The 6674-nt window shown below is 50.8% G+C and carries 6 protein-coding genes and 1 rRNA gene; all 7 read right to left on the bottom strand.

The window, feature by feature from the left end; all coding sequences use genetic code 11:
* Positions 1-853 (bottom strand): YgcG family protein (locus KH813_RS05645; RefSeq protein ID WP_303994351.1); only part of this gene is annotated, 853 nt, incomplete at its 3' end.
* 16 nt (positions 854-869) lie between these two features.
* The gene (locus KH813_RS05650) at positions 870-1424 is read right to left on the bottom strand and encodes a LemA family protein (protein WP_303994353.1); all 555 of its coding nucleotides are present in this window, start codon (positions 1422-1424) and stop codon (positions 870-872) included.
* Between the two features lie 268 nt (positions 1425-1692).
* Positions 1693-3048, bottom strand: coding sequence for an APC family permease (locus KH813_RS05655; protein ID WP_303994355.1), 1356 nt, complete (start codon positions 3046-3048; stop codon positions 1693-1695).
* Between the two features lie 144 nt (positions 3049-3192).
* Entirely contained in the window at positions 3193-3897 is a 705-nt protein-coding gene (locus KH813_RS05660; protein ID WP_303994357.1) for an aspartate/glutamate racemase family protein, read from the bottom strand.
* A 146-nt stretch (positions 3898-4043) separates the two neighbouring features.
* Positions 4044-4943, bottom strand: a complete 900-nt coding sequence (locus KH813_RS05665) for an acetamidase/formamidase family protein (RefSeq protein ID WP_303994359.1) — start codon at positions 4941-4943, stop codon at positions 4044-4046.
* 77 nt (positions 4944-5020) lie between these two features.
* Positions 5021-6466, bottom strand: a complete 1446-nt coding sequence (locus tag KH813_RS05670) for a Na+/H+ antiporter NhaC family protein (RefSeq protein ID WP_303994361.1) — start codon at positions 6464-6466, stop codon at positions 5021-5023.
* A 113-nt stretch (positions 6467-6579) separates the two neighbouring features.
* Positions 6580-6674, bottom strand: a 5S ribosomal RNA gene (gene rrf, locus KH813_RS05675); the annotation flags it as partial.

The raw sequence follows: 6674 nt of genomic DNA on the forward strand, positions 1-6674 counted from the left end.
TCAGCAGCAGGATGCGTGTCAGGCGGCCGCGATTAAAAATACCGTCCAGCATCAGAAAAACGATCAGTATCGCCAGCGGCCATACGGAACCGCTTTGTCGTTCCGGTTTCTCGACCCGTCCCGGCGTGCCTAAATCTTTCTCCGTGATACCGTATTCCTGCATCGTCACGCCGACCAACGCGCCGTAAGTTTGCAAGACGCCCCGCTCAAATTGATTTTGCTTTGCGAAGGGGACAAAGTAACGATCTAAAATCTCGCCCGCTTTCGCGTCATTGAGCGCGCCTTCCATGCCGTAACCGACTTCAATGCGCACCTGCTTAGCGGACGGCACAACCAGGAGTAAAATGCCATTATTCTTCGCTTGATTGCCGATCCCCCAGCGTCGAAACAATTCGGTCGCATACACTTGCATATCCCCGTCGGGAATGCTCGGCATGGTCGCTACCACGACTTGGGCGCCGGTTTTATCTTCCAAAGCGCGCCCGACGGAGCGAATTTTGTGAACCGTCGCACTCGACAGAATGCCCGCGAAATCCTGCGCGTAAATATCACCACGCAGTGCCAGATAAGGCGTTGTTACAGGCGCCGTCGGGACATTGTCGGTAGCGGCGCCTGTCTGCGCGGGACCGGTCTGCCGCGGCGACGGCTGATGATTAGGCTGACTCGGCGCCAACCCCTGCTCCGCCGGCAGAGTATCCGTCGCTTTCGGCCATAACGGCGAACGCTCCGCTGTCGCTACATCAGCAGCCGCTGCCGCGGGAACAATCGTCGCCATGACCAGCCAGCAAACGGTAACGAACCATATCCCCCACCTGCGCAGCACTTCCGTCGTGTGCACGCGCGTGTTTTCCATCACCGCACGTCCTTACTTAAAACTGAACTTGCGGCGGAGTTTGCGCGCTTTCCGAAGCGCGGAAATAGTCACGGCTGCTGAAGCCCAACAATCCCGCCACGATATTCGTCGGGAATTGGCGAATCCGGGCATTGAACGCCTGTACGGTGCCGTTGTAATCACGGCGCGATGTGGCAATGCGGTTTTCCGTGCCGGCCAATTCGTCCTGCAACGCGCGGAAATTGGCGTCCGCTTTCAAATTCGGATAATTTTCAACGACCATAAACAAACGTCCCAACGCGCTCTGCAGTTGCGCATCGGCTTCCGCTTTTTCGGCGACCGACTGCGCGCCCGCCATCTTGGCGCGAGCATTCGATACATTATCAAAGACCGCCTGCTCGTGTTGCGCATAGCCTTTGACCGTATTGACCAGGTTCGGAATCAAATCGTTGCGCCGTTGTAACTGCGTATCAACTTGCGCCCAGGCACCGTTGACCTGTTCATTCGCAGTAACCAGTCCGTTGTACTGGCCGATCGTCCAAAATCCCGCCAATGCGATGACTGCAATGACTATCCACCAAATTCTTTTCATAATAGCCTCCTCCAGCTCTATAAACAAGAAATCATTTGACTATATTATACCATAATCGACTCTTTTACTTGCTCCATGTACCCTTTATATCTTCTTTGTTTGTACCTTGTATCTGTTCACGTCGCACTCTTTGCTGACGTGAACTCATTGCATTATCGGACCGTCACCGGTAATAAAAAGCGTTCTGTATAAATACGTACGAAGTGTAAAAGTATTTTATCGGTAAAAAACGGTAACTGCCATTCGCTACGCAGTTACCGTTTTTTATTTATTCTTTTAAGACCGGCGGTTTATGTTGCAGTCCGCGCGTGGAAACGAGCAGGTAGATCAAGCCGACGAAGAGCCACACCGCGCCGACGATCAAACAGGTCGTGGAAAGGTTCGCCCACAAATATGCGCACACGGCGAAACCGATGAGCGGCGCGAGGAAGTAACGGAATATTTGCCGTTCTTTTTTACGCCAGAAGTAGTACACAATGACCGCGAGATTGACGCACATAAAACCGAACAAACCGCCGAAATTCAGAAGTTCGGTCACAATCGGAATGTCGAGGAAAATCGCGCCGAATACGCCGATCGCCGCCATAATCAAAATATTGTACGTCGGCGTTTTGTACTTCGAATGCAAATGCGCGAAAAAAGTTTTCGGCAGCAAACCGTCGCGTCCCATGCCGTACAAAAGACGGGCCGCGCTGGACTGACCGGCAAGTCCCGCCGTCATCGTGGAGATAATGACCGCAATCGTATAGGTAATGGCGAGCCATTCGCCGCCGGCGAGCTGCGCCACTTCAAAAAGCGCCGTGTCCTGCGAGGCAAAGGTCGTGTAATCCGGCCAGACGAGCTGCGCCAGGTAAGCCTGCAAGATAAAGATCAGGCCTCCGAGAAGGCAAGCCGCCATTGCCGCGACACCGATATCTTTCTCCGGACGAACCGCTTCTTCCGCCATCGTCGTAATCGAATCAAATCCCAGAAACGAGAAGCAGGCAATCGCCGCGCCCGCTACCAGCGCGGAAATCGAGTGCGCGCTTTCCGGATGAAACGGTGCGGCCGAAATCAATGTGCCCGCGCCGACACCGTTTGTCAGCGCCCATGCGCACATGGCGCAAAACAGAAAAACAATGACGCCCATGACTCCGACTAAGAGCATGTTCGTTTTCGCCGCGATATCCACGCCGAAATAGTTGACGACGGTGGTCACCAACGCGATGCCGAGCACATACACATAGTACGGAATCGCAGGAAATGTCGAGTGCGCATACGCCGCCCCGACCATAAAAACAATCAACGGCACCAAGACATAGTCCAAAAACATCGCCCAGCCCGCAAAAAATCCGAGATAGGGATTAATCCCTTTTTCCGTATACGAGTACGTCGAACCGGCCACCGGGAACGCATTGGCCATCTTACCGTAGCTCATCGCGGTAAAAAGCATCGCGACCATCGCAATGACGTACGCGAGCGCCAAAGTGCCCCCCGTCGTCGCTGTCGCATAGCCGTAAATATAGGCCGGCGCGATCGGCGTCATAAACGCGATACCGTAAATAATTAAATCTTTACGCGTCAACACCCTTTTCAATGTCTGATCATACCCTGTTCCAACAACGTTACCGTTCGGTTCCGCCATGCCCATCCCTCCTTAGCTGTAATAATCAGAGTATACCATAATAAACAGATTAGAACGACTAAAATAATTTTATTCATTATAAATAATATGACTTCTGTCGTCACCGTACCTCATTTCAAAAACAAAAAAGAGCCCGCAGGCTCTTTATTCACACGTGTACAACTCCCGCAGGCAGGCCCGTGCCAACGCCGCCAACGACGACACCGCACGCTGATCCGGAAGTTGCGCCGCGCCGTACGCCAACGGCAACTCCGTGCAGGCCAGTACGAGCGGCACATCGTTTTCACGCCACAAAAGTTCCGCCGCCTGACGCAAGCGTTCGCCCGCCAGCGTGAAATTGCCGGATTTGATGTAGCGCAACGACTCCTCCGCCCACTCACCGGCAAGCGGCAACGGATCGTATAACGCAAAGCCTCGTTCCGCCGCTTTTTTCTGGTACAAACCGGAGCGCAATGTTCCCTGTGTTCCCAAAAGCCAAGCCCCTTTAGGCGAAAGCTTCGCCGCCTCCGCCAACGTCACGTCCATGATATTGATCAGAGGCGCTGTGAGTTCACCGGCGAATTGTTCAATGAAATAATGCGCCGAATTGCATGGTGCGCAAAGCACGTCCGCGCCCCATGTGATCAGCTTTTCAAAGTCGTCTCGCATTTGCGGGCCGGGATCTGCTCCTTTGCCGAGCATGGCCGCGCTGCGATCAGGCAAATCCGTGTCGCCGAGCATAATTACCGTCGGATGCTCTTGATCCGTTTCCGCCGGCGCGTATACCGCAAGCAGACGCAAAAATTCCGCCGCTGCCGCCGGCCCCATCCCACCGAGCACGCCTAATACTTTACCGTTCTTTTTAACCATATTCATCTTCCGTTTCTTTTATTTTACATTTATCTTACCTTTTTACTTTAACGAATGCAATGATAACCGAAATGTATACAAAAATAAAAAAGAGACCGCCGTCATGACGGTCTCTTTTTGCATTTCCCAACATAAATTTTTCCTTTTTATCCGATCAACGGTTTTTTATTCAACACTTTCGGCGTGCCGACACGGAAACTGTCACCACCGGCTTCTTCCACAAGGCAAGCCTGGTTGGCGCAGAGATATCCCTGAATGGACATATACATCGCGGTATCCGTGTAGTCCAGGCCGTACGCATTGCTGATCAGACGATGCAATTCCAAATATCCCGCGCGAATCGCGTCATCGCACGTCGGTCCGCAGGTATTGACAAAGTACGCATCTTTGGTTTCCGTAACCGCCCAATTCAGCTTGAAATTTTTCAAAAGACGCACACGCACGATCACTTCACCGGCGATTTCAATGCCGTTGCCGCAGACTTCACCGTCCGCCATCGTGGCATGCAGATCACCCATCGCCAGCAGGCCGCCTTTAACACGTACCGGGAACCAAACCGTTACGCCTTTTTGGATGATGCGGCTATCCATATTGCCGCCGTGATTTCCCACAAAACCGGTAGAGATTTCTTTTTCATCGGTCGCGACACCGATCACGCCGACCATCGTGTCCAACGGCCATACCATATCATTGGCGTCCCAATGCACCAAGCCGTTTTCAATGCGCATGATATGCGTGCGCAACTCGCTTTTTTCACAAAACGGACCGCATTCGGGAATCGAACATACCGCGCCCTGGTCGGCCACCGTGACATCCAAAATATCAACCGCCAGCGCGTCGCCCGGTTCCGCGCCTTCGATGTAAAGCGGACCGGTCGCCGGATTCGTATGTTGCCAATCCACCGTTTCCGCAATATTCGTCGGCTTTTGCACCTGACCGTCGTAGCAGTCTTTGGTAATAAATTTGACCACTTCCCCCGGTTGTGCTGTCGCAACCGGCTGCATATCGGGAGTAAACTTGTAAATACATTCTCTGATCTCTTGCATGGAACTTCCTCCTTTACCATATCACTGTAAATTTGCTACACACTACTATCTTGCCCAACATCACCTTTGCCGGAAAACTAGAATACAAAACCCGCGATTAAATACATCACGGCGGAAATTGCCGCAAAGATAACGGAGTAAGCAACGCAAGTCGATGCGTGATAACCCGGTTTTAAGCCGAATACTGATGAAGTCAACATCGTGTAATCGCAAATGTAACACATATTGCAACCGAAACCGCCGGCCGAAATAATCGCCGCCCCTACCAGGTACGGATTGGCTCCGACGGTCAATGATACCGGAATCAAAATCGGGAACGTAATTAAGATCAGCCCCCAATTAAGCGACATGATGCATTCTGAGATACAAAATACGACAAACACGAGGAAAGGTAATAAATTAGGATTGACGAAGGTCTGCACCACATTTGCCAAGTAATCGATATATCCCAGGTTCACCAACACGTCATTGAGCATGTACGACACGCAGAACAAAATGATCAAACTCATAAAATCAGCAAAACCGGCGATCAGACATTCTTCAATATCTTCCGATTGAATAATGTTGCGCAATAAGTAGTAACCGATCGTCACCGGTAAAACCACCAGCATCGCCGGCACCGTATCGAATTCAAAATAGCAAACCACGCCCATCAAGAAAACAATCGGCAGGAAAAAGTCCAGCAGTCCGCCCTCTTTTTTACCAGGAACCTGCTCTTCCATATTTTCAATCGGCACGTAGTATTCTTTCCGTTGCGTTTTCAAGCCGCCCAATCGCGGTAAATAGCCGGCGGCAAAAAGAAATGTGCCGATCATGGAAACGATCGCATAGAAACTGAACGGTATGGAGCGGAAAAACGCCATCATGCCGTTGCCGTTTTCGGCAAGCCCCGCCGAAGCAAACACACCGCCTAAAAACGCCGCCCATGAAGTAATCGGAAACAGTACACGCAACGGTTCCGCCAAAGTATGGATCAAGTATGCGCCGTCTTCCCGCGGAGCGTCCAATTCATCATACATAGGCGCCATAATACTACCGCCGATCGTAACCGTCATATAATCGTCAAAAAATAGCGGAAATTGCATAAGCCAAGTCGCCATATTTAATTGCCGCGCCGATTTTACTTTACGTTTAACCAATCTTGCAAACGCATGCAATGCGCCGGTTTTACCAAGAAGTTTTGTAAATACGTTCAAAAAGCAGCACATCAGAACAATCCACAAAAAATCTTCATCCGCCATGGTCTTATACAACTGCTCTTTAAATCCGTCTACTACACCGATTCCTGTATTTAACGCCACTCCCAACATGGTGGCAAAAATCAGCGTCTCCAAAATACGTTTCGTCAGCAACGTATAGTAGAGGATGTATACGATTAATAAAGTCCCTATCCCTTCCGGCAAATGATCTTTTCCCGGCGTCAGAAATACGGCTCCCAATAAAAGCAAAAAGGTAAGTCCGTAGCTCATGCATTTGTGCAAAGCGGAATCAGGATTCAATAAAGTTTTGTATAAAGACCGCATGGTAAAACCTCCATCCTTTTCTTCTGTAGTATACCAAATCATTGAAACAAAGAAAATTCCAAAAACAACTATTAAATAAAAAAAGAGACCGTCATTCGACGGTCTCTTCGCGTAATCAGCAGCTACCTATGCTCCCGGGCCGTTTCCAGCCAAGTACTTTCGGCGTTTACGAGCTTAACTACTGTGTTCGGCATGGGTACAGGTGTCG

It is taken from the genome of Negativicoccus succinicivorans (assembly GCF_018373335.1).
Lineage (GTDB): Bacteria > Bacillota > Negativicutes > Veillonellales > Negativicoccaceae > Negativicoccus > Negativicoccus succinicivorans_A.